This is a genomic window from Mesonia mobilis DSM 19841 (assembly GCF_000423405.1).
GTDB lineage: Bacteria > Bacteroidota > Bacteroidia > Flavobacteriales > Flavobacteriaceae > Mesonia > Mesonia mobilis.
Window position 1 is genome coordinate 56,048 of record NZ_AUHX01000001.1, and the last position, 23,525, is coordinate 79,572.

General features: G+C 34.6%; 18 protein-coding genes. 6 read left to right on the forward strand and 12 right to left on the reverse strand.

Annotated features, from left to right (window positions below):
• The first annotated feature begins 5 nt into the window (after positions 1-5).
• Entirely contained in the window at positions 6-3,737 is a 3,732-nt protein-coding gene (locus G551_RS0100235) for a metallophosphoesterase (RefSeq protein ID WP_027883670.1), read from the forward strand.
• Positions 3,738-3,825: 88 nt separating this feature from the next.
• Here G551_RS0100235 and G551_RS16065 read toward each other — a convergent pair whose 3' ends face one another.
• The gene (locus G551_RS16065; RefSeq protein WP_051191144.1) at positions 3,826-6,525 is read right to left on the reverse strand and encodes a choice-of-anchor I family protein; all 2,700 of its coding nucleotides are present in this window, start codon (positions 6,523-6,525) and stop codon (positions 3,826-3,828) included.
• A 660-nt stretch (positions 6,526-7,185) separates the two neighbouring features.
• Here G551_RS16065 and G551_RS0100245 point away from each other — a divergent pair.
• From G551_RS0100245 to G551_RS0100255, 3 genes are read left to right on the forward strand one after another with little or no spacing between them, the layout of a single operon-like run.
• Positions 7,186-8,154, forward strand: a complete 969-nt coding sequence (locus G551_RS0100245) for a 2TM domain-containing protein (RefSeq protein ID WP_373294435.1) — start codon at positions 7,186-7,188, stop codon at positions 8,152-8,154.
• Entirely contained in the window at positions 8,129-8,473 is a 345-nt protein-coding gene (locus G551_RS0100250; RefSeq protein ID WP_229797294.1) for a 2TM domain-containing protein, read from the forward strand. Before G551_RS0100245 ends, G551_RS0100250 begins: the two co-directional genes overlap by 26 nt.
• 7 nt (positions 8,474-8,480) lie before the next feature.
• Positions 8,481-9,242, forward strand: coding sequence for a LytR/AlgR family response regulator transcription factor (locus G551_RS0100255; RefSeq protein WP_027883673.1), 762 nt, complete (start codon positions 8,481-8,483; stop codon positions 9,240-9,242).
• On the opposite strand, the gene G551_RS0100260 is transcribed toward G551_RS0100255, so the two are convergent.
• The 5 genes from G551_RS0100260 to G551_RS0100280 all read right to left on the reverse strand — a co-directional run bounded on the left by G551_RS0100260 (position 9,239) and on the right by G551_RS0100280 (position 14,178).
• The gene (locus tag G551_RS0100260) at positions 9,239-10,435 is read right to left on the reverse strand and encodes an LETM1-related biofilm-associated protein (protein ID WP_027883674.1); all 1,197 of its coding nucleotides are present in this window, start codon (positions 10,433-10,435) and stop codon (positions 9,239-9,241) included. The two genes, G551_RS0100255 and G551_RS0100260, sit on opposite strands and share 4 nt — an antisense overlap.
• Positions 10,436-10,917: 482 nt before the next feature.
• Entirely contained in the window at positions 10,918-11,724 is an 807-nt protein-coding gene (locus G551_RS0100265; RefSeq protein ID WP_027883675.1) for an anti-sigma factor, read from the reverse strand.
• A gap of 3 nt (positions 11,725-11,727) precedes the next feature.
• Positions 11,728-12,264, reverse strand: coding sequence for an RNA polymerase sigma factor (locus G551_RS0100270; RefSeq protein ID WP_027883676.1), 537 nt, complete (start codon positions 12,262-12,264; stop codon positions 11,728-11,730).
• A gap of 108 nt (positions 12,265-12,372) precedes the next feature.
• A complete protein-coding gene (locus G551_RS0100275) occupies positions 12,373-13,200 on the reverse strand; it encodes a hypothetical protein (RefSeq protein ID WP_027883677.1) in 828 nt (275 codons plus the stop codon).
• A 111-nt stretch (positions 13,201-13,311) separates the two neighbouring features.
• Positions 13,312-14,178, reverse strand: a complete 867-nt coding sequence (locus G551_RS0100280; RefSeq protein WP_027883678.1) for a diacylglycerol/lipid kinase family protein — start codon at positions 14,176-14,178, stop codon at positions 13,312-13,314.
• 68 nt (positions 14,179-14,246) lie between these two features.
• Here G551_RS0100280 and G551_RS0100285 point away from each other — a divergent pair, with 68 nt between their 5' ends.
• Positions 14,247-15,209: an App1 family protein gene (locus tag G551_RS0100285; RefSeq protein ID WP_027883679.1), complete on the forward strand. Its 963-nt coding sequence runs from the start codon at positions 14,247-14,249 to the stop codon at positions 15,207-15,209.
• A 43-nt stretch (positions 15,210-15,252) separates the two neighbouring features.
• Here the strand turns inward: G551_RS0100285 and G551_RS0100290 are convergent, their stop codons facing one another.
• The 5 genes from G551_RS0100290 to G551_RS0100310 form a co-directional block, all read right to left on the reverse strand.
• The gene (locus G551_RS0100290) at positions 15,253-16,071 is read right to left on the reverse strand and encodes an HAEPLYID family protein (RefSeq protein ID WP_027883680.1); all 819 of its coding nucleotides are present in this window, start codon (positions 16,069-16,071) and stop codon (positions 15,253-15,255) included.
• Between the two features lie 53 nt (positions 16,072-16,124).
• Positions 16,125-16,496 carry a hypothetical protein gene (locus G551_RS16070; protein ID WP_051191146.1) on the reverse strand — a complete coding sequence of 124 codons (372 nt, stop codon included), beginning with the start codon at positions 16,494-16,496 and terminating at the stop codon, positions 16,125-16,127.
• 83 nt (positions 16,497-16,579) lie between these two features.
• Entirely contained in the window at positions 16,580-16,864 is a 285-nt protein-coding gene (locus G551_RS0100300; RefSeq protein WP_036243011.1) for a YtxH domain-containing protein, read from the reverse strand.
• Positions 16,865-16,987: 123 nt separating this feature from the next.
• Complete coding sequence (locus G551_RS0100305) at positions 16,988-18,331, reverse strand: M28 family peptidase (RefSeq protein WP_027883682.1); 1,344 nt, start codon at positions 18,329-18,331, stop codon at positions 16,988-16,990.
• Position 18,332: 1 nt separating this feature from the next.
• Entirely contained in the window at positions 18,333-20,540 is a 2,208-nt protein-coding gene (locus G551_RS0100310; RefSeq protein ID WP_027883683.1) for a bifunctional alpha,alpha-trehalose-phosphate synthase (UDP-forming)/trehalose-phosphatase, read from the reverse strand.
• 83 nt (positions 20,541-20,623) lie between these two features.
• On the opposite strand from G551_RS0100310, the gene G551_RS0100315 reads away from it, so the two are divergent.
• Positions 20,624-22,432, forward strand: coding sequence for a glycoside hydrolase family 15 protein (locus G551_RS0100315; protein ID WP_027883684.1), 1,809 nt, complete (start codon positions 20,624-20,626; stop codon positions 22,430-22,432).
• Here G551_RS0100315 and G551_RS0100320 read toward each other — a convergent pair.
• The gene (locus tag G551_RS0100320) at positions 22,416-23,522 is read right to left on the reverse strand and encodes a mechanosensitive ion channel family protein (protein ID WP_036243013.1); all 1,107 of its coding nucleotides are present in this window, start codon (positions 23,520-23,522) and stop codon (positions 22,416-22,418) included. The genes G551_RS0100315 and G551_RS0100320 overlap by 17 nt on opposite strands.
• Between the last annotated feature and the right edge of the window lie 3 nt (positions 23,523-23,525).

The following is a 23,525-nucleotide window of genomic DNA, read 5'->3' on the forward strand; positions in this document are numbered from 1 at the left end:
ATTATATGAAGAAAAATAACATACTTCTAACAATTTGTAGTTTATTTCTATTATCAGCTTGTGCTACCTTCGAACCTAAGATCAATAAAGATTATCCTCAAGATACACTCGTTTATCCTTCAGAAAAAAAATTGGATAAACGTTTTTTTTTAATTGGTGATGCGGGTTACTCGCAACCGGGAGGTTCTTCAGCAGGATTGCAAGCTTTTAAATCTTTTTTAGATTCTTCAGAAACAAAAAATACATACACCATATTCTTAGGTGACAATATTTATCCTGCAGGAATGCCAAGTGAAGACGACCCGCTTCGTAAACAATCTGAATATCGTATCGATGCTCAAATTGATGCTTTAGAAGATTATGATGGTGAAATTCTTTTTATTCCCGGTAATCACGATTGGTACGACCAAGGTATTGGCGGAGTAAAAGAACAGGCAGATTATATTGAAGAACGTACCAAGCAAGAAGATATTTGGGCGCCAACCCCGGGTTGTGGTTTAGAGATTAGAGATGTAAGTGATGATCTTACGATGATCATTATCGACTCGCAATGGTATTTAGAAGATTGGGATGATAACCCAACAATTAATGATAATTGCCCTGAGATTAAAACCAGAGCAGGTTTATTTCTAGAAATTGAAACCGAATTAAAGAAAAGTCAGAATAAAAATGTACTAATGGTTTTACACCATCCTATGTATACCAATGGTGTTCACGGTGGTAATTACCATTTTAATAGACATTTATATCCTTCACAGAAAAAAATACCAATGCCGGTTTTAGGATCGTTAGCGATGTTAATTAGAACTACGGGCGGAGTTTCGATTCAAGATGCACAAAATGAGCGTTATAAATCTTTTAGAGATCGTTTAGAAACCCTTTCAAAAGGATACAAAAGAGTGACTTATATTTCTGGTCACGAGCATAATATGCAATATGTGTTACACGAAGGCTTGCATCAAATTATTTCAGGTTCAGGTTCTAAAAGTTCTTTTGCCAGTTTAAGAAACGATGGTGTTTTTGCTTATCCAGGTCAAGGTTTTGCGGTTTACGATGTTTTTAAAGATAAGTCGACTTGGGTTCGTTTTTATGGTTCAGAAAATAACAAGCCTAAACTTTTATTTCAAACTCAAATTTTTAAAGAAGATCAAGAACCTACTTTCGATTCTATTCCTAATCCTTTTGAATTGTCTAACGAAGTAGAAGTTTCTATTTACGATCAAGAAGCCACCGATAAAAGTGAAGTTTACGAAAGTCTTTGGGGCGATCATTACAGAAGTTTATACGGTAAAAAAATAAAAGCGCAAGTAGCTTTACTCGATACGCTTTATGGTGGTTTAAAAGTAGTTAGAGAAGGTGGCGGACACCAAACCAGATCTATTCGGGTTGAAGACAGAGAAGGTCGAGATTATAATATTCGAGCATTAAAGAAAAGTGCCGTACAGTTTTTACAAACCGTCGCATTTAAAGATGAATCGGTTGAGCAAAAATTTGAAAATACGTTAGCAGAAGATGCTGTTGAAGATTTTTATACCGCGTCGCATCCTTACGCTTTTATGGCAGTTCCTAAACTAAGTGAAGCGGCAGGCATTTATCATACCAATCCAAAAATCATCTATTTGCCACAACAAAAAGCTTTAGGAAAATACAATGAAGCTTATGGTGGTAATATTTATATGATCGTCGAGCGACCTGAAGAAGATTGGATGGATGCCGATTTTTTTGGTAGCCCAAACCACGACATTCAAAGTACAGAAGGAATGTTTGATCGTATGCGTAGAGATGAAAAATATAGCATTGATGAAGCAGCTTACATACGTGCAAGAGTTTTTGATATGCTTATTGGCGATTGGGATCGTCACAACGACCAATGGCGTTGGGCAGAGTTTGAAACCGAAGATGGGAAACACATTTTTAAACCCATTCCAAGAGATCGGGATCAAGTTTTTTCAAATTTTGATGGAGCTTTCTTCGGAACTTTAAAAGGACTTGCCGGTTTCGCAAAACAATTCGGAAAATACGGTGAAGATATTGATGACGTTACTTGGTTTAATACCGCAGCCATTGGTTTAGATCGATCAATTATTCAAAATGAAGGCAAAGAAACTTGGTTGGCAGAAGCTAAGTATTTACAAGAACATATTACCGACGAGGTAATTCAAGAAGCATTCAACGATCTACCCAAAGAAGTTAGAGAAGATGAATCTACAGAACGCATCAAAGAATTACTTAAAGCACGCCGAGAAAATATAGTAGCTATAGCAGAGCGTTACGCCAAGCATTTAGATAAGTTAGCCATTGTAACGGCAACAGATAAAGACGATTATATCGATGTTACTCGTTTACCTGAAGGGAAAACCAATATCAAAATTTTTAGAAATATTAAAGGAAAGCGTAAATACTTATTTATTGATAAAACCTACAATAAGAAAGACACTAAAGAAATTTGGATTTATGGTTTAGATGATGATGATGTTTTTACCGTAACAGGAGAAAGTAATAGCGGAAATATATTCTTACGCTTAATTGGTGGACAAAACAATGATATTTATAACATAGAAAACCCTAATAAACTTAAAATTTACGATCATAAGTCTAAACCTAATACACTCGATAATGCGCAAAATGCAAAAATTAGACTTTCAGATAACTACGAGCAGAATATTTACAATAAGAATAAAAAAATATATTCTACCAATGTGATTCTTCCGGGGATAGGTTATAATCCTGATGACGGTTTAAAATTAGGCATTCAAAACGTATTTTCTCATTATGGTTTTAAAAGAGATCCTTACACCTCGCAACACCGTTTAAGAGCAGGTTATTATTTTGCAACTAATGGTTTCGATATTCATTATAATGCAAGATTTGCAAGAATTGTAGGTAAATATAGTTTAAGTGCAGGAGGTTGGTTTACCAGTCCTAATTTTGCGCAAAACTTTTTTGGTTTAGGTAACTCTACCCGAAATGCTAACCGCGATGACGATGAAGATTTCGATTTTAACCGTGTAAAGATTAGTAAAATAGGAGCTCAGGTAGGATTGGTTAGACAAAGTCCGTTTGGGAGTTATTTTGGTTACCATATTTCTTATGAATCTGTTGAAGTTGAAGAAACCGGAGGAAGATTTGTCGATCAGTATTTTGATGATCCAGAAGTTTTTAACCGTCAATATTTTGTAGGAGTAGATGGTACGTATCGTTACGAAAGTTATGATGATGTTTTAAACCCGACAAACGGTATGCGTTTTCAGTTGAGTTTAGGTGGTAAAATGAATACCCGAAAAACAGAAAATATGTATGCTTACATTAAACCATCGATCGAATTTTATAATTCTATTTCCAGAAATCGAAGATGGGTTTTACATACTGCTTTAAATTCTCACGTAAATATCGGTGACGATTTTGAATTTTATCAAGGTGCAAATCTTGGTGGCGATTCTGGTTTACGTGGTTACCGTAACGAACGTTTTATAGGTGAATCTTCTTTAGCCACATCGGCAGATATTCGTTATACCTTAGGTGAATTTAAAACTACATTTTTACCATTTGAATTTGGTATTTTTGGTGGTGGCGATGTAGGTCGCGTTTGGCTAGATGGTGAAGATAGCGAACAATGGCATAATGACTTTGGTGGTGGTATTTGGGTAAATAGCGCCGAAGCCGTTAACGGAACTTTTAATCTTTTTGCAGGAGAAGATGGCTTGAGATTTAGCTTTGGTTTCGGGTTTAGATTTTAATTGAAATTCTTTTAATAAATTACAAAAGGGAGCAAAACGCTCCCTTTTTTCGTGGTTATCATTAACTAAGTTTTGTTGGTTGGTTAATTTAGTTAATTACTAATTTTTGAACTTGCCCTTTAGCATTTCTTACTAAATAAGTTCCAGAGGTTAATGTGCTTACATTTATGTAAGTAGCTTGTGTAGCGTTTTGTAATTGTCTTCCTTGAATATCAAAAAGCGTATAGTCTGTAGGTTCGTTAAAAAATACTCTTGCTGAATTTGCAGGGTTCGGGTAAATCACAAAACTGTTTTTATTCATTTGAAAATTATCGGTAGAAAGTACGTTGTTTTCTAAAGTATAAACACTAATTGTTGCGCTTACTTCGTTAGCCACAACGATTAAACCTTTTCCTTCAGCATTATCTTCCGGAGCAACATATACTAAACTTTCCGGAGCTAGATCACCTAAATTTTCAATATCATCTTCTCCCGGAGTTACACTTCTGTTGTTGTAATAACCGTCGAACACCGGAGCGTTAGGGTTGGTAATATCGTAAACCATAAATCCGCCAACACGTTCTAAAGCGATAAACGCATAATAAGCACCGTCAATTTCTTGAACGATCACAGCTTCTGGTTCAGGACCTTTATTGTCACTACGATTCTTTAATTCGTTTTCATCGTCGGTAGCGTTAAAAATAGCGTTGTAAACTGGATCTTCTTCAATAATTCTTTCAAAATCAGAACCGCTGTCATAAACCTGAGTTCCTGTTGAAGCATCATAAATGCTGAAAGATCTTCCGCCGAAAGCATAAAGCTCTTCAAACTCACCATCGTTATCAATATCTCCTAAAGTATTGGTGAAAGTCAATTTTCCTAAGTTCTCTTCAATTTCTAAGAAAGACTGATTCGGGAAAACACTTGCATCTAAAATTAGATCTTCTACATCTACTTCTTCTTCAAAAGTATCGTATTCTCTTGCATCACCTTCATTGGCAGTCACATAATACGTATTTCCGTTTACGGTATAACTTGCAATAGCATCTGGCATGTACATTCCGTAAATTGGCCAATTCGCCATAAAAATAAAGTCTTGCTCGTTAGAAGTATCTAATGCATTTTCTGCTAAACTATGATCTTTATAACCTAACGACCAGATATCGGTAATTTGAAGATTCACTAGATCGATCACCGCAATAGCATTGTTTTCTTGTAAAGTTACCCAAGCCGTTTCACTGTCTGAAGCTACGGTTATGTATTCTGGTTCTAGATCTTCAGAAACACTTGCGTTAGGTCCAAAAATTCTAACTCCGTCTGCTTTTAATTGTACTTCTTGGGTATCGAAAGCATTAAAGTTTAAGCTAGTAACATTAGCTTGAGTAAGATTGGCAACACCACCGGTAAGATCAATCACAGAAATAGTACCTTCAGGATCTACTGAATAATCTGAATTTGGTTCACCTTCATTGGCTACTAATAATTTAGTGCCATCAGGAGAAAATGTAATCATATCTGGTAAAGCGCCAACGTTTACCGTAGAAAGTACAACTCCGTCGGTATCCATAAAAACAACTGTTCCGTTTAAAGTTTTATCTGAAGGAACCGCCGTTGCAGCAACTACATTGTTATGGTAAGCAACACTTGTTCCCGATGCTCCGTAAGCTGAAAGATCGATGGTTGAAATAGATGAAATAGCTAAAGGATTGCTGAAATCTAAAATTTCTACGGAAGCATTTCCGCTGTTCATCACAAATAAACGTTCTGTATTGGCATCGTGTGCTACGATTTCTGATCCCGGATTATTTCCTTCGATCGCATAGCTTGCACCAAAAGTAATTCCTAAATTTTCTGCTGCTGTTGGCGCATTCAATTCATCATCTAAAATATAAACAACGCTTACCACGTCTTCACCTAATTCAGCATTTGTTACGTTAGTTAATTCTAAAGCTAAAAGCGTATCTGGTTCAGCATCTGTGTTGTTAGGAATGGTGATCGTAATGGTTTGAGAAGTACTTCCTGTTGAAGTGAAAGTTAAAGTTTCTCCGGCATACGTATAATGTTGGTTAGCGATCGCAGTACTTTCTGCCGTTAAAATAGAGACATCTACTGTAGCATCTGAAGCAGGAACATCAGAAATTTCAACCGTTAAAGTAATTGAACCTGCATCTTCGTTCACACTTACATAAGCTTCATCAAAATTAACTTCTTGTAAGGGTTGTGACGGTGTAAAACTACCCAAAGCTACTAATTGGTTAAGTGGAGTTCCACCGTTACAAGTCCCTTCGTTATCTAACGCATCTAATGCTCCGAAAGTCCAATTATTAGCATCGAAGTTTCCTGCATTTGCAGCTTCTCCGCTATTTCTTAAATAGTAAGAATCGGTATGTTCCCAAGCGGTGTTAGAACCATCTACGCCATCTTCACCAAAGCGATCGATAACAGTTGCATTATCATCAATTAACTGAAAAGCATCATCACCATTAGAAGTAATAGATCCGTTTTCGATAAGGTTAGTTTGTGTACCAAATTCTGTTTCAAAAATAATTTGGTCGTTGGTAATGTAAGCAAAATCGTCGGTAATCGTTCCGAAGTTACTAATATCGATGTTAGAAGTATAACCACCGCCATTAGCTTGTCTAACTAAATTCCATCCGGTAAAATCGATGGTACCATTTACATAAATTTCTACAACTCTACCATCTGCTCCAGAACAAGGCGAATCTACATAACCGGTAATCAGTGCTTCTTGAGCAAAAGTTGTTAAAGAGATAAGTGCAAAAAGTGCACTTAAGTAAAATTTTTTCATAAGTCTAAATGTTAGTTTTAATTGCACGTAAAATTAGTTTTTGAATCGCGGAAAGACTTCAACTAATAATTAACTAAGTTTTACTTTTAAGGTGTATTTGCAGTTTTTAAATACCTAGCTAACATTATTGAAACATAGATTTAATATTCGGTATTTGGTAAAAGTGAAGTAAATTGAGTTGCATTTACATTTCGTACTTTAAATTTTACAATTGGGTCAACTGTATTTTTATCTAGCCTACTTTTAAAAGATATTTGTTCTGTAATTAATAGTTAAATGAAAGCGAAACATTTTAAAATATTATTTCGAATTGCCTTTGTTGTCACTGCTGTGATCGTTCTTTTAGAATTTGTATTTAACGGTTTTAACACAGCTTCTCTGCATTGGAAAAAAGTGATCGTACAATTTTCTTATTCTTTTATCATTACTCTTTTCAACTTCGCATATTTTGTTTGGTTAGAAAATAAATATGATTGGAAAACCGAAAGTAAAAAGAGATTTGTGATTGGCGTTGCCGGTTCGACCATTGTCACACTTATTGCTTTTGCGATCTGTAGAGCTATTCACTTAGTCGTAATAGAAAGTGTATACACGTTTTCAGAATTTGTAGCGAACGAATCGATTAGTCAATATCTATTTCCTTTTCTGTTATCGCTTATTGTGAGTCTTTTTCTGCACGCTTTTTATTTTTATAAAGCGATTCAAGAAAATAAAGTAACCGAACAGAAATTGATTGCCGGCACGGCTTCAGCTAAATTTGATGCACTTAAAAATCAGTTAGATCCTCATTTTTTGTTCAACAGTTTAAATGTACTCACTTCTTTAATTGAAGAAAATCCCGATCAGGCACAAAAATTCACGACTTCACTTTCTAAAGTTTATCGTTATGTGTTAGAACAAAAAAATAAAGAGTTGGTAAATGTAGAAGACGAGCTGGCTTTTGCCAAACGCTACATTGGTTTATTGAAGATGAGGTTTGAAAATAGTATTGTGTTCACTTTCCCTGAAGAAATTAGCAATCCGGAAGCTAAAATAGTTCCGTTATCGCTACAATTGTTGTTAGAGAACGCGGTAAAACACAACATTGTTTCCGAAGAAAATCCGCTACATATTTCAATAGTAGAAGAAAATGGATGTTTGGTGGTGAAAAATAACCTGCAATCTAAAAATGTGATCGGTAAAAGTTCTGGTTACGGTTTAATAAACATTCAGCAACGTTACGATCTGCTTACGTCTAGAAAAGTGGCGATCGAAAAAGATAAAACAACATTTCAGGTGAAGTTACCGATACTCACCAAACAATTAAGTTCAATTATAAAACAACCAAAAATGAATACAAACATGCAAGATTATCAAAAATTAGATCGCGCCAGAGAAATGGTGAAAAAGCAAAAAGAGTTTTATGCCAGTTTAACCTCTTATGTAATCATCATTCCGTTTCTGGCTTTTATCAACTGGTTCACGATGGGCTTTGGTTTCCCTTGGTTTTTGTTTGCTGCGGCAGGCTGGGGAATAGGTTTAGTGTTTCAATATATGGAAGCTTTCGATAAAAATCCGTTCTTTTCTAAAGATTGGGAAGAGCGAAAAATCAAGCAATATATGAATGAAGACGATCACAAATTCAACTAAAAAATTGGAAATTATGGAAATGACTAACAAAGAAAAACGTTATTTTGAAGCCAAAAAGCGAGTAAAAGATTTAAGAGATTTTTACGTTCACCTATTTATTTATATTGTGATCAACGGTTTATTGGCGTACCTAAATTTTAGAAACGGTTTCGATACTTATCCGTGGATGTTATGGTCGCTTGCCGGTTGGGGAATTGGTTTGCTTTTTAATGCAGCGCACGCGTTTAGAATAAATCCCGGATTTAGTAAAGAATGGGAAGAACGAAAAATTCAGCAGTTTTTAGAAGAAGAAGAAAACAAGCAACAACGTTGGGAATAGTAAAGAGATGAGAACAATTATTATTGAAGATGAAAAACCATCAGCACGACGTTTAGAGCGAATGCTCGAAAAATTAAATGTTCCTGTAGAGCAATTATTGCATTCGGTTAACGACTCGATACAGTGGCTTTTAGAAAATGAGCAACCCGATCTAATTTTTTTGGATATTCAGTTAAGCGACGGGCTTTCATTCGAAATTTTTGAAGAGATTGAAGTTGAAAGCGCTATCATTTTTACCACCGCTTACGATGAATACGCCTTAAAAGCTTTTAAACTGAATAGCGTTGATTATTTGTTGAAGCCTATTGATGAAGAAGAATTAGAAACCGCACTAAAAAAGTACCGTTCTAAGTTTGCCAATAATAATGAGCTTACTGCAAATTTAAGTGAACTAAAGAAACTTTTAGGTTCAGAAAATGCTACAAAAACCTATAAAAAACGCTTTACGGTAAAGGTCGGTCAACATTTAAAAATGTTTCCTGTCGATCAAATTGAATGTTTTTATAGCGAAAATAAAGGCACGTATTTACACACCAAAGATAACCGAAGTTATTTGCTGGAAACTACTTTAGAAAATCTGGAAGCAGAACTTAATCCCGAAAAGTTTTATCGCGTAAGCCGAAAGTTTTTTGTGAACATTAACGCTATCGAAGATATGGTAAGTTACACCAACAGTCGTTTAAAAGTGAAGCTGAATCATTTTGACGAGCAAGAAATTATCGTAGCGCGTGAACGCGTAAAAGATTTTAAAGAATGGTTGGCAAATTAAGGTTTCTCTATTCTATTTTCATTAAAAGAAGAGGGCAGAAGCTGCGGAATAAATTTAATGAGAATAGGCAGTAAAACGCTACCGCCGGGTAAAATAAAAATAGCCAACGACGGGATGGTTTTGCAAATGTCTAACAACTGTTCTTTTACCTTATGTTTTTCTTCTTCCGATAGATCTTTGTGGGTCGATTTACTTAATAAAACCACCAACTCTTTACTTTCTAAAATCTCTTTCAGTAATCGGTTTTTGTTTCGCATAATCAACACTTTTACCATTCTATTGGTGTTTTTGTAAAAATGCTGAATCGAATTGCTGTAATTAAAATAAGAAATTTCGCTTTTGTGCTCTTTTAAAAACTGAAGCATTTGCGCAATATTTTCATCTACTTCATCGGTACTAAAACCTAACTCATTTCCTAATTTTTCAATAAAAGCATATTCTTTCTTTTCAATCTCTTCATCACTGTAAATAGTGATCGAAGCGAGATCTAGAATATACTTTTTCTCGAAATGTACTGAAAAACCTTCAAAATTTAATTCGTCAAAACTTTTAGGTTGAGGTTGAATTTTATGATAACGCAACGAACTTTCTAAAAGCTTGATCACTAAATTTTCGTAATTATCTTTAATCGTTTTTTTCTGAAAAGCCAAAATCACCACATTGGTAATTAAACTCTCCAACTCGGTTAAATAAGTTTTAGGGTGCTTTTTATGCGTTAAATATTCTCGAAATGCCAATACATCGATAAAAAGTAGCGCATTGGTAATTAAATGACTAAAGTTTTTCTGAATGTAAGACTCATTGATCTGAATACGATGCTGAAGTATTTTCTCTAAGGTTTCTTCAGGTTTAGATTTAAAAAAAGAGAATTTAATTTTCCAGATCGACTCCTTTTCTAATAACTCATAAAATTTTACCGTTTCTTCAATAAAATCAATTTTCGTAGCCTTTGGAAACGTTGAAAAATAAACATACGCCAAAGCATCAAATAAATTGATTTTGGTTTTCTCTTCTAGCGTCCATTTAAATTTTAACGGATGCGAGTAGCTTAAGGTTTTGGTGCTATGCGCATAAATAAATCCCGTTTGTTGCAGTTGAAGGTAAAAATGTTCTTCAGTAAAATGTTGATCTAAAACGTGTTGTTGAAGATGCGTGAAGTGTTTATTAATCCAACCACCGGAAGAGGGATTCATAGTTTAAAAGAATTAAAAGATGATGTAAAATTATTTAATTCTTTAGCTGAAAAAAAATAGAAATGTTAAAATTTGAAAAAATAAAAACCGCAATTGCTTTTTACTCGTAATTATTAGTGAAGTTGAAATTGATTCAGCTTCAACAAGAGTTTAAAGGGGAAAATTGCTATGAAATTTATTTTTTAACCTTTACTCGATAATGGTTTTTTCAAGTTTTTTGTTAGTTGTTAAAAAGCCTGTTCAGTATCACTGAAGAGGCTTTTTTGATTTTTCAATTTTGAATATCTGTTATATTTTATAATAAGTTGTCTATACCCTGAACTGGATTCAGGGTTTCATCCTAAATAATTTATTTTCAAATTAGTATGAGATTCCGGATCAAGTCCGGAACTACGGAAAACATACATAAAGTACAGGCAAAAAAATTGCGTTATTCATTTTAAAGAATAACGCAATTTACTAAGATACTTAGGTTAGTTATATTAAGAGTTTTTTACGACACCCAAAGTATAAAGTTGTTCCATCGTTGGTGTTTCGCTTCCTCCTTTAGGCTCTAAGGTTATCCCAAAAGCTTGTGAAGAATTAGGGTTTTCTAAGATAAAGATCTTGTTATCATCTTCATTAAAGTTAGAAAGTAAACCAATACTGGTTGGGGTTAGCGGTTCTAAAGTTAACGACCAAACCTGGTATTCTTTACCTTCTGGCGGCGTTGGTAGTTCTTTAGCATCTACATAAACTTGATTGGTTTCTACATCCCAATGTATAGCCGCGTAAGCTTCCGGAGCAACTTGTTGCCCATCTAAAGGAACTGTAATAATATCTTTGTCTCTAAATACTTCTAAGAGTTGTTTTGTTTTTTCAGCATCATTTTGTGCTTCATCTATTTGCTCTTCTAATTGAGCATTGGTAGCACTTATCGAGTTAATGTTATCACGCAACTCGTTACGTTGATTAATTACTGAAATTAAACCTATTAACAACGCAATTGATGCTGCCCAACTAATGTAAAGCACCAAGTTATTTTTCTTCTGTTTCGCAGGATGATCAATAACTCCCGAATGATTTTTATCTGAAATTTTCTGCTGAATAGAACTCAGTAAAGCTTCCGGATTATAAGGAGCGGCAGCTGTTGAAAGTTGCGTTAATGCATCTTCAATTTCTTCAACCTCCTTTAAAATTTCAGGATGCTTTTTTAATTCTTTGGTAACTTCAATACTTTCTTCTTCGGGTAACGCCCCGTAAACGTATAATTCTAAGATACCAGAAGATATATATTCATTTAAATTCATCGCTTATGTTGTTAAGATCTCACGTAATTTGTTCATACAATTTCTGTTTCTGGTCTTGATGGTTCCCAGAGGCATATCAAGCTCTTCCGAAGCTTCTGCCTGCGTGAATCCTTGAAAGTAAAGTAAGTTGATTATTTTCTTACAGTAGGGTTTTAAAGCCTTGATGTATTTTTTAATTCCAATCGCATCTACTTTGCTAGATAGGTTTGTTTTTTCTTCAATGATATCTACGAAATATTCTGCGGTTAAGTTTTTCTTTTTGTTTTTATATGCTTTAGATCTTGTTTTATCGATGGCCGCATTTCTAGCAATATTCAATACCCAGGTAAAAAATCTTCCTTTTGAAGAGTTATAAGATTCTGCATTATTCCAGATTTTAATAAATACATCTTGTAAGATTTCTTCTGAAGTATGTTTATCGTGAACTATACTATTAATAACGCCAAAAGTACTTTCTGAATAGCGCTCGTAAATACGTTCGAAAGCTTTAGGATTTTTAGCTTGAAGTTCGGCTATAAGTCCGTCGGGTTGCTCTTGCATAAAAAGTTGGTTAGTTGTTCTTATAAATGTATAAAAATTAATTGATTATATCATATAAAAAAAGCCGCCCGAAGGCAGCTTTATCAAAATTTTATAGAAACTCCAGAATTATTTTTCTAAAGTTACTGTTCTTGTTACCGGGTTAAACGGACTTTCAACTAAATTTCCTTCAGCATCTAAAAGTTCTAGTTTAATAGTATTTTCTCCCATTGGTAAACCTTCCATAACTTTAGGCTCCCAAGTATCGATCATAAATTCTTGACCGTTTACTGTAGCTCTTACTTTGTTACCATCTGCAGATAAATCTGTATTTAATAAGAAGAAGTCTAACATTACTTTATCGGTTCCTTCTCCAGAATATGTTCCTTTTGGTCTGCTGTAAATTAAATGTGGCTTCGTAAGATCTAAGTTTGCTAACTCATCGTCTTGTGCATCACCAACGGTTAATTTTTTTGCTACAAATGAATTGTCATTCTTTACAGACTCGTGGTAAGAACGCGATAAAAATGCAACTAATAGGTGATTACCAGGTTCAAGATCTTTAGTGAAACTTGGCTCGTAGTGAGCAGAATAAGGATCGTTGTCTAAAATAAAATGAATATGTTGCCCTTTACCAGAGTTAGCTAACATTTTTTCTTTAGCACCTTCTGTTTGTACTCCTAATTCGTAGTTTGCTACTTCAAAATCAAATTGTACTTGGCTACCATCTGCTACCATATCTTCGGTAGGAGCGTTTAGTTTTAAGCTTGAAGTTTCATAAGCAGGAGAATCTTCTAACGGAGAGATTGTAATTTCTTCAACTTCTTCTTCCATTTCAGAAGTTTCTTCTGTCATTTCAGTATTTTCAGTATCGTTTTCAGCTTCTTTCTTGTTTTCTTTACAAGAGGTAGCGAAAATTACCATCGCAGAAGCTAGCATTAAGCTTACTTTTTTCATAAAAATTTGGTTTAAATTGTTTTGTTCAAATTTAAAGCCTACACAATTTCTATAAAATATTTTATGTTAAGCTTAACAGAAATAAATATGTTTCTAATGATTTGTCGCAAATTAGCCCAATCGTACGGCTATCTCGAGTTTATTGGGTAAAATCTTAGCGTTTACTTCACTTATAGCTTTGCAATATTCACCATCAATTTGAAAATCTACTTTTTGCTGAGTTTTAATTTTTACTTCTTTTACCGGGAAGCTTTCTACAAAGTCTGAAGAAAGTTCTTTGCCTTCGTTCAAGGTCTTTAAAATTTCAAATAGATCTAATTTCTTAAAGAGTAAAACTTCAAAAATGCCATCATCAATTTTACCTTTTGGGTTAACCACGGCGCCGGTACCAAATTTTTTACTATTGGCTAAAGCCAGCATAATTCCTTTTTTAGTAAATGATTCTTTTTCTGTTGAAATTTCAAACTCATACGGACCTTTACTCTGAAAAAGTGTAGTGATACTATTAATGGCATAACCTAATTTACCACGTAGCGAGCTGCTTTCGTATTCCTTAATTAATTCAGCATTCAACCCAAAATCGCTAATGTGCAATCCTAACTCGTCATTAATATTTATTGCATCGATCTTTCTGGTTTTGCCGTACAAAGCTATCGGGATAAACTTTTTAGGTTGTTCCGGTAAATCTAGATCGCTTGCCAATCCGTTGGCAGAACCGGCCGGTAAAATACCAATAGGTAAAGCGTTTTCTCCCATCGCTTCAGCAGCAAGTTTTATGGTTCCGTCGCCACCAGCAACTAAAACACGATCAAAATTTTCTTTTTTTAATTGTTGCTGAATTTTTTCAGTATCATTTTCCCCCGTAGTTTTAAAAATCGTGAGCTTATCGTCGGTTTTTAATTCAGCTTTTACCATTCTTAGTAAATGGCTTTTATCTTCATTACCGCTTATAGGATTTATAATGAATAGAAATTGCATACTAAAGTTTTAAAGTTTTGAAAAATAGATATTTTTCAAATCAAATTGTGTTATACTTACCATAATTTATGAAACTAGACTTAAAAATTTATCGAAGCTACGCCAACGAACGAGAAATCGTAGTGATGGGGCATTTGTTTAAAAAACACGCTCCCGATGTTTTCGATTTAGATAAACGTTGGTATAAACACGCTTGGGCAGTAATTAGAATGTTTAGAATTAAAACGATTGCTAATGCTGAAGTGATTTTTAAATTTAAAGGAAAAGAAATTGCGTCGAAGACTTTAGATGATGGTCATTTTCGACTAACCATTCCTTATCACGAAGAAATTGGAAGCGGTTGGCACGAGTTTGAAGTAGCTGCGAAAGTAGAAGGGAATATTCGTGTAGAAAAAGGAGAGTTTGTAAAACCTTATCCGGGAGAATACGGCGTAATTAGTGATATTGATGATACTTTTTTAATTTCTCATTCAGGGAATATTTTTAAAAAAGTGTATGTGATGCTCACTAAAAATATTAATAAGCGTACGGTTTTTGATGAATCTGTAGATCATTACAAATTTTTAAATCGATTAGGTAGAGAAGACAAATCTACCAATAATGCTTTTTTCTATGTAAGTAGTAGCGAGTGGAATTTGTATAACTTTATTAGTCAGTTTGCAGATTTAAATGAATTGCCTAAAGCGGTTCTTAAACTAAAAGATATTAAAACTGGGATTGCCGATTTCCTTTTCAGCGGAGGTGGTGATCACAACCATAAATTTTATAAAATAAAGCATTTAGTTGAATTTTATCCTGAGTTACGATTTGTATTATTAGGCGACGATTCTCAAAAAGACGCTTATATCTATCAAGACATCACTAAAATTTTTCCTGAAAATATTAGTACAGTTTACATTAGGCAAACTAAAAAGAAGAAGAAAAAAGAGATTAAAAAAATACTGAAGAATATAGAAAGTATGGGCGTAAAGGTTTGCTATTTTAGAGAAAGCCAACAAGCCATGCAACATACCAAAGAACATTTAGGCTAATAAAAAAGGGAGAACAATTTGTTCTCCCTTTTTTTGGTTAGAATTAAGGCTCATAAATTAATCGCAGAAAAGAACTAAAGCGTTCATTTTCTTTACTAATAGGAATACCTGTGACAATACCAATAAGAAGTTGATCGGTAACTTCTACACGCATTTGCGGTCTAATGGTCATTTCAAAATCGTGTTCGTGAACTTCTTTATTAAATTCGACTCCGATAAAATTTCTAGAACCGGGAATCATATAATGAACGTTCGAGTTAATTTGCCAATGGGTTTCAATAGCATTAGTTTCAAAATGATGTTCAAAAACAGGACCCGTATATAATAACGAATGAAAATTAGCTCCTAAACGTTTAGCCGCAATAAAAAACGGATTGTAAACATTACCGGTAAATAATTTTCCGTCACCATAATTTTCAAAATCGGTTAACGTAAATTCTTGAATGTACCCAAACGCCATCGACATCTCATGTTTTTTAGAAACAAAAAAACTGTATTGCGCTGCCATTTTTATACTGTTTAGGTTATTTGCCGGCGCGTAACTCCCTTGGTTAGGCGAGTAGAAAGAAAAAGGTAATTCTACTTCTAAACCTAAACGATCTATCGGCGCCCATTCATATTCTACTAGTGTTATATATTCGTCAAAATCAGATCGATCGGTAAGTCCGAGACCAACATTCCATTCTCGTTCACCTTTTCGAGCTCCTAAATCTCGAATGAGATCGATGTAAAGCGGTTCGGCGTGAGTTACCTTATCGGGTAGATTTTCTTCGTCTTCAGTTTCTACATTTTGGGCATAGGAATATTGATATAGATTTAGGCATAGCACTAAACCTACAATCTTAAAAAAGTTGTATTTCATTTTTATTTATAGTTTAATTATTGAGGTTTCTAATATTTTTTAAAATTCAATCATTAAACTTGTGGAGGAGGAGAGGTGACTTCCGGGAAAATAGACTTTAAACTGAAACTATAATTTGTGAAGATTTGTTCTTTCTGAACTTCAATACTGAAATAATTTGAAGAAGAAATATAAGCGTGGAAATCTAATTTGAAATCCTTTTTGTTGATCGAATTATTTTCAAAGTCTTCAAACTCTTCAAAAGCATCTTCTTCACCAAAAACTTTTTCAACGATAATCTCAACAATACTTTCTTGCTTGTTATAATTTAAGTTTTCGCGGTAAGTAATATTATTTGAAATAGGAGCGTCGACACTTATATTTAGAAGTAATAAAGCTAAATAGAAGGTAAACTTTTTAAAATATTTGTGTTTTTGTAAACTCAACTATTAGGGTTTGCAATAAGTTGCTAAAAATAAAAAAGGGTTTGAAATACTCAAACCCTTTTTAAACTTTTATAAGATATATTTTAGCTTGCTGCTTGATGAAGTTCTGCTTTGGCTTTATAACCAATTTCTTCACCTTTAGTTTCTGCCGTTGCAGCCTTTTTTCTAGCTTTTAAAGCCTCTAGTTTATGCTCGATAGAATTCTTTACAGTATCTAACTTTCCTTTAGCTCCTTTTACATAATCATTGCTGGTATCTGCAATATCTTTACGAGTATCTGCACCTTTTTTTGGCGCTAATAAAATTCCAGCTGCCGCTCCTGCTAACATTCCTGAGGCGATTCCGATCAACATTTTTCCTGTTTTCATTCTGTTTTTGGTTTTAAAATTAAACTTGATATAAATTTAAGCAGAAGATGAAATGTGCTGAAATATTTATAGTTAAGCTTCATTTAAACTTTTCGAACTTTCCTTAAAGTTTTAACAGTTGAATTAAAATACACTTTTTGGGAAGCTCACTAAGCTTTCAAAACCATTTTTACCAACGGCAACAACTCCAAAATAATAGTTATCGATCACGATCCCTTCTAAGTTTACTTCTGAAACATCGCCTACATATCTTGAATAATCCCAAGTAGGTGAAGTGGTATCTCGCCAGTAAATTTTATAACCTTTAATATTGGGATTGTTAGATTTTTTCCATTTTAATTTAGTTGAAGGTTCTACTACGCCACCAATTGCAACCTCTTCTGGAGCTAATGGAGCCCAAGCTAAACTTGCTAAATTAATTGCATTTACTTCGGTTAATTTTTCAGCATATTTAAAATTAACGCCTTCGAGAACATCGCCATATTCAATACCATTTTCGGTTCGTATATCTTGATGTTGACGGTTGTAGTTTTCGTGTGCTTCCATAATTCTTACGCCGGCAAAACCCAAATCGTTGAAGGGTTTGTGATGACCGCCACGACCAAAACGATCTAATCGATAAATAAGCATCGGATTCATCTCTGGTAAATACTCCTTGGTTGTTTTATGAATATACCTGGCTAATTGTCTAGAAATACCATCAACTTCACCACCATAATACCTACGCATTTTACGTTCACGCTCAGTTTCTGTGGGCGGAATCGGTTCAGAAAAAATTCTGAAACTTCGATTATCAATCACTCCATCGACACCTTCAATATTTCCGATCATATCATTATTGAGTACGCCAATTATATTCCAATTGTTTTTTTTAGCATATTCAGCTAAACCTTTACCGCCAAAAAGTCCTTGTTCTTCACCCGACAATCCAACGTAAACAATACTGTTTTCAAATTTATAGTTAGAAAGCACTCTTGCGGCTTCGATGGTGCCGGCCATTCCGCTAGCGTTATCATTTGCTCCGGGAGCATCGGTGGTAAAATCTGTTGCACTACTGGCACGAGAATCGATATCGCCACTCATAATTACATAGTGATCTGGATTTTTGGTACCTCGTTGAATGGCAACAACATTTACAACCGCTGCTTTATGCGGAATTCTACTTCCATCTTCCGGTGTTACGATTTCTTTTTGGTAAAATACTTCTAAGCAATTTTTACAGTTGTTAGAAATATTATCAAATTCTGCTTTAATCCATCTTCGGGCAGCACCAATTCCTCTGGTGGTTGATGTGGTATCGCTAAACGTATTTCTAGTACCAAAACTTACTAATTTGGTAATGTCTTTTTCTATACGCTCGCTAGAAACTTCATCTATAATATCATAAAGTTCTGTGTTTTCTTGCGCTGAAATATTCAGCGAAAACAGAAACGCAATAAAGAATAGTGGGGTGAATTTCATTTTCATTTTATTCAGCAAATTTTTCTAATAAGTGTTTTACTTGTTCGGTATCATCTACAAAATAATCGGCATCAGTTTTTTGTAAACCTACTTTCACAGTAAAAGTTTCATCGGGTAATTCTCTAAACATATATTCATCGGTCCAATCGTCGCCAATCGCAAAGATGAAGTCGTACTTTTCTTTGAGTTGTTTAGTTGCTGCACGCCCTTTATTAACGCCGCTATTTTTAATTTCAATAACCTTATTACCGTTTAAAACGCTTAAATCGTGATTAGAAGTTAAATCTTTTACGACGCTAGAAAGTTCGTTTGCTCTTTGACCACCAAGTTGCGGATCAGATTTACGATAATGCCAAGCCAGTGAGTAATTTTTTTCTTCAATAAATGTTCCCGGCGTGCGATCTACAAATGATTCAAATACCGGTCGAATACTACTCATCCAGTTTTTATTTACATTTTCAGTAATGCCCCAATCGCCATTTTTTTCTTTTAACCACAAACCATGTTCTGCAATTAGAGTGACTTCTTTATCGCCAAAATGTGTGTGTAAGAAATCTTTATCTCGACCGCTTATAATTACCAATTCACAGTTTTTAGCGTTGAGTTTATCGATGGTGTTATAAAGCTCTGGATCGGGAGCCACCAATTCTGGATCGTCATTAAAATCGACTAAAGTTCCGTCGAAATCTAAGAACAAAATTTTCTTTGAAGCTTGATTAAATTCATCTACTATATATTGTTCAGTTTTTTCATTCACATGTTTAGCCTTCTTAGAGATATGATTCACTTTGGTGCCTTCTAGGGCTTTCATAAATTCATCTGCCCATTTCTTAATTCCGTAGCGTTTTAAACGACGTTGAATAATTCTATTTCTCGATTTTTGCTCTTTCAGTGGCATCTCGTAGGCTTGTTTCAGCGCATCGGCAATTTGATCGTAATTATTTGGGTTAATGATCAAAGCTTCATTCATTTCGTGCGCGGCACCGGCCATTTCACTTAAAATCAAAACACCTGATAGATCGGTTCTGGTGGCAATGTATTCTTTGGCAACCAAATTCATCCCGTCGCGACGTGGCGTTAATAGTGCAATATCACAAGAAGTATAAAGATCGATCAAGTTATCGAAAGGCATTGAACGGTAGAAATACCAAATGGGCGTCCAACTAACAGTTGAAAATTTACCGTTAATTCTACCGACCAATTCATCAATCTCTCGCTTTAATTTTTGGTATTGTGGCACATTCGAACGGGAAGGAACCGCTAACATAATTAGACGAACCTTTTCTTTAAATTCTGGGTATTTCTCTAGAAAATGCTCGAAAGCTTGAATACGGTTAGCAATACCTTTGGTATAATCTAAGCGATCGATCGAAAGAATCATCTTAGAACCCGGTTGGGTATCTAAATGTTGATCTAAGCGAACTTGAAGTTCAGATTTTTGATCTTGTGTTTTTTCAAAGTGTTCTAAAGCCGCTTGTTCAAATTTTTCATAATCAATTCCCATCGGGAACGAGTCAACTTTTACAATTCTATTTTTCAGCGTAATTTCGTTAAACTGAGTTTCGTGGCGTAAAATACGGCTTACCGAACTTAAGAAATGGCGTTCGTAATCGTAGGTATGAAAACCTAATAAATCTGCGCCTAACATTCCTTTTAATAAAGATTCACGCCAAGGAAGTGTTCTAAAAACTTCGTAGGATGGGAATGGAATATGTAAGAAAAAACCAACAGTCACATTCGGTTTACTTGCTTTAATAATCCCCGGAACCAATAATAATTGATAATCGTGTACCCAAACCGTGTCGCCGTCGTTTAAGTTTTCAATAATCTTTTCAGCAAACTTTTCATTTACTTGTTTGTAACCTTTCCATTGTTCTTCATCAAATTTGGTGTATTCCATAAAATAATGAAACAGCGGCCAAATGGTTCGGTTACTAAAACCATAATAATAATCGTCGAGTTCTTTTTCGGTTAAATTAATAGCTAGGCATTTCTCTTTTTCTGCAGCATTGTTAATTTGAGTTTGAATTTCTGGGTTTACTTCTTCTTCGGTAAGACCCGACCATCCAATCCAAAGACTATCACCTTCCTGGTGTACCGATTTCATTCCTGTTGCAAGGCCTCCCACACTTGGAGAAACTGTTACATCTTGATTATTTTCAATAGAAATTTGAAGTGGTAAACGGTTAGAAACAATAATAGTTTTGTTTTTCATTGGTTAAAGTTTAGTGTTGGTTGTTTTTATTTTTTTAATTTACAGCTTTATATTCAAACGACCTTAAATACACTAAAACTTTAATGAAAAATTTAGATTACGGAATAATAGGAAATTGTAAAAGTTCTGCGTTGGTTTCTAAATCGGGTTCTATAGATTGGTGCTGTTTGCCCAACTTCGATTCTGATGCGATTTTTGCTAAATTACTTGATAATGAGAACGGTGGAAACTTCGATTTAATTACTTCTGAAGCTTATGAAATTCAGCAAGAATATCTACCCAAAACTAATATTATCGTAACTCGGTTTAAAGCTGAAGAAGGTTCTTTTGAAATTAGAGATTTTATGCCTCGCTATTTTAAAGAAGACGGCACATCTCACGCACCTGCCGAAATTGTTAGATGTGTAGTTTTACTTTCTGGAGCTCCAAAATTTAAAGTTCAATACCGACCAAGACCTGCTTTTGCCAAAGAAGAAACCATTCGACGTGTAAAAGATGGTTACATTAAAAGTCATACGATAGAAGGGAAGTACGATTCGGTTTATTTGTATTCGAATCTCGATTATGAAGATATTTTAGAAGAAAAGGAAATCACGCTAAAAGATCACGCGTTTTTTGTGATGAGTTATCACGAAAAAATCTTGAGTCAGACTTTAGATCGCGCTTTTTTACAATATCAGCGAACCTATACATATTGGTTAAATTGGAGTGAAAAAACCACTTCTTACCGTTATTATAATACCGAAATTCTACGAAGTGCGTTAACGCTAAAAATGCTGACTTACGAGAAAAGTGGAGCTGTTTTAGCTGCCGCAACAACCTCGTTACCAGAAACCATTGGCGAAGTGAGAAACTGGGATTATCGTTTCTGTTGGATTCGTGATGCTTCGATGGTAATTAAAGTTGTTTCAGAATTAGGGCACGTAAAATCGGCACAAAAGTTTCTTCAATTTATCATCGATATTATTCCCGATAAAGGTGACAAAATGCAAATTATGTATGGCATTAACGGGGAGCGAAATTTAACCGAGCATATTTTAGATCATTTAGCCGGTTACGAAGATTCTAAACCGGTAAGAACAGGGAATGCTGCGTATTTACAAAAGCAGAATGATATCTTCGGAATTTTAATGGAAGTGATCTACCAGCAATTTGTTCGGTTTGAAAATACTTTAGAGAACATTGAAGAATTATGGACGATTACCTGCGGAACTGTTCACACGGTGGAAGAAAACTGGAAAGCTCCCGATAAAGGAATTTGGGAATTAAGAACAGAAGATCGCCATTTTACGTTTTCTAAACTTTTATGTTGGGTAGCCGTAGATCGCGCGATTAAAATCGGAGAACTAATTCATAAAACCGCCAATCTAAAACATTGGAAAGAATTGCGAACCGAGATCTTCAACGATATTTACGAAAACGCTTGGAACGAAGAAGTACAAGCTTATACGCAATTTTACGGTTCTAAAGATCTGGATGCTTCAACCTTATTGATGGAAGATTACGGATTTATAGAAGCGCAAGATCCTCGCTATATTAAAACCGTTGAAGCTACCGAACGCGAATTACTAAAAGATGGTTTAATGTATCGTTACAAGAATAAAGATGATTTTGGCGAGCCTAGCTCTTCATTTACCATTTGTAGTTTCTGGTTTATCAATAGTTTATTCAAAATAGGGAAGAAGGAAAAAGCCATTAAACTTTTCAATAAACTACTTTCTTACAGCAATCACTTAGGTTTGTTTAGTGAAGATATCGATTTTGAAACCAAGCGTTTACTCGGTAACTTTCCGCAAGCTTATTCACACTTAGCCTTAATTGAAACCGCAACTAATTTTTCCGGAGGAATAACGGAAGAAGAAGAATTAATAGAGTTTATTCATCATTTTTAGATGAATTTTCAACCTTAGTATTACTATCCGAAGCGTCATTATTTTCGAGAACCACTCGAGTTCTTGGAAGGCTTTTCGGGTAGTTTTCTTTAATGAATTTTATCATCTTCTCTCGAATATAAACACGTAAATCCCAATTGGTAGGCGAATTTTTAGAACTAACCAACGCACGCAACTCCATCGATTTTTCGGTAGCATTGGTCACCTGCAATACATTTACTTTACCATCCCAAAGTGGCGAACCTTCTAATAATCGGGTAAGTTCAGCACGTAAATCATCTACAGAAATATCGTAATCGGTATATAAAAAAACCGTTCCCATAATATCTGAAGTAGTGCGCGTCCAATTCTGAAATGTATTTTCAATAAAATAGGTTGAAGGAACAACTAAGCGGCGTTTATCCCAAATTCTCACTACCACATAGGTAAGTGCAATTTCTTCGATCCAGCCCCATTCGCCTTCCACAATAACTGCATCGTCTAAACGAATAGGTTGGGTAATCGCAATTTGTATTCCTGCTAATAGAGTTGCAATAGCTTTTTGAGCTGCTAAACCCACGATAATTCCCGCAATACCGGCAGAAGTAAGCAAACTCACCCCAATATTCCGAATACTTTCAAAGCTCATTAAAATGATACCGATCGAAAGAATAACTAAAATAAAAATGATGATGTTTTCAAGAATTGCGAATTGCGTATAAACTTTTCTAGCTTTTAAGTTATTTTCTGTAGAAACATCGTATTTACTTAAAAGTCGTCGCTTAAAAACTTTCAGTAGTAAAATTAAAAACCAAGTGATTGAAATTACCAGCAGTACAATTATTAAGTGCCTACTTGCGTATTCGTAACTTTCATTTGGTAAAGAATTTGAAGCATTCCCGATCCATAAAACGATCGCTACTAAAAATAGTAATAGCGGAATTTGAATGCGTTTTGCAAAGTTTACCGGAAGAATATTTCTTGGGTCTTTTCCTAGTTTTTTTATGGCATAAAAAGCGATCCAAAATGTAACGATAATACCTACAACTCCATATATAAGATAGCGAAGGCTTTGTTGATCTATATTTATATTTTCTGCAATAAGGGCCATAAT